This is a genomic window from Roseateles sp. (assembly GCF_049240545.1).
Taxonomy (GTDB): Bacteria; Pseudomonadota; Gammaproteobacteria; order Burkholderiales; family Burkholderiaceae_C; genus Paucibacter_A.
In genome coordinates, this window is record NZ_JBMLSK010000333.1 from 1 (window position 1) to 1,677 (window position 1,677).

Here is a 1,677-nt window from a genome sequence, read left to right on the forward strand (position 1 = left end):
CTCAGAGCCTGAGAAGCATTCGGTCGCCACAGGCACAGCGGTCGACGCTCGACGGGATGCGGTGGCCTGTGATGGGCAGGCCCGCTTGCGAGGTTGAGGTCATGGCAAGGGCCTGAACGGGCCGATCCGGGGTGTTGGGGCTTGGCTTTTTCACTTCCGACGCCTCTTATGCCACCGCTGCGGCCGCCACGGACGCACCTGTGCCCAGACCCAGCAGTTGCGGTGCGATCTTGACCATGCGCATCAGGTTGTGCGCCAGCGCGTACAGGTAGGCCACCGCGCGCACCTTGGTCAGCCCGCGCACGGGCATGCGCTGCAGCCCTCGGTTGCGCGCCAGCGCGTTGACGCACTCGGCCGTGGCCGCCCGCTGCTTGTACAACTCCTTGGCCTCGTCGCCGGCCATGCGCTGGCGCCACTGCGCCACCGCGTCGGTGTCGCCCTCCTTGCGCTGGTGTTTGTCCGTCGGCGGAGTGTCGTCATCGCCGCTCTTGCGCCTGGGCTCGGGCACCGGCGCGAGCACTTCGGTCTTGCCTTGCGTTTGCTCGTGCACCGCGTCGATCTGCTCGTGCGCCGGGAACCCACCGTCGACCAGCCACTGCCCGGGCGTGCTGCCCGTGCGTTCGACGACCTGCTCGACCATCGGCACCATCTGCGCCATGTCGCTGCCCACGTTGCTCACCGCCACGCCTACGATCACCTGGTCTTCGCAGGTCGTGGCCAGCTGCACGTTGAACGCGGGCCTGAAGCCGCCGTCGCCCATCTTCATCACCCGCGCATCAGCATCGGTGGTGCTCGCACGTGCATCCTCGGGCTTGTCACCGTTGCGCCGCTTGGCCGCTTGTACTTGCGGCAGTTGCTCCAGCGCCGCGCGGATGCGCTCTTCACGGTCTTCGGCCGCCCGTTGCTTGGCAGCCTTCGCCCGGCGGCTGCTCGCCCCAGGATCGTCCTGGGCGCGCTGCTTGACTTCGCGCACCAACTCCCCGGCCTCGGCCAGGTGCTGCTCCAAGCTGGCCTGCCGGCGGAACGACGCCGCACCGGCGTCGGCCCGCACCCGCATGCCGTCCTGCGCCACGCGCTCCAGGCTGATCGCTGCGGCCGCCGCCAGCGCCGCCACGTTGGCCGTCAGCACTTCGTCCATCAGTGCCTCGTTGCCCGAGCGGAAGTCGTTGAGCGCGTGGTAGTTCACCGATACCCCGCCGCACAGCCAGCGGTAGGCGTCGTGCTCGCGCGTCAGCCTTGCCACCTCGCGCCCGCTGCCCACGCCTTCGAGCACCGCGTACAGCCACAGCGCGAACAAGATGCGCGGGTCGATCGCAGCGCGCCCAGCGTTGCTGCCTCGCGCCTTGATCGCATCGGTCAGCCGGCTCAGGTCCTGCTGCTCGACGTAGCCCCACACCAACCGTGCACGGTGATCCTCGCCCAGCAACGACTCCAGGTCCGACGCACGCAACTCGATCTGGCTGCGGTTGGGCTGCAGCAGCCTGACCGCGCCCTGGCGCTTGGCGGCCATCCGCGCCTGCCGCGCTGCCTGCTCGTCTTCCCGCCGCACTGCCGGCAAGTCCTCAAACAGACCGCCCGCCGCCTCGCCCTGGTGTTCGTCTTGACTCATAGCCCAGAGTAAGCCAGTTGCATGCCAAACGGCAAGACTGGCGCGGGGAAAAACTCTCACGCTCTCAG

1 protein-coding gene is annotated in these 1,677 nt (G+C 68.9%); it reads right to left on the minus strand.

Features of this window, described 5'->3' with window-relative positions; all coding sequences use genetic code 11:
- Positions 1-166: 166 nt before the first annotated feature.
- Complete coding sequence (locus ACOVRJ_RS20455; protein WP_422045664.1) at positions 167-1,609, minus strand: IS1182 family transposase; 1,443 nt, start codon at positions 1,607-1,609, stop codon at positions 167-169.
- Positions 1,610-1,677: the final 68 nt, after the last annotated feature.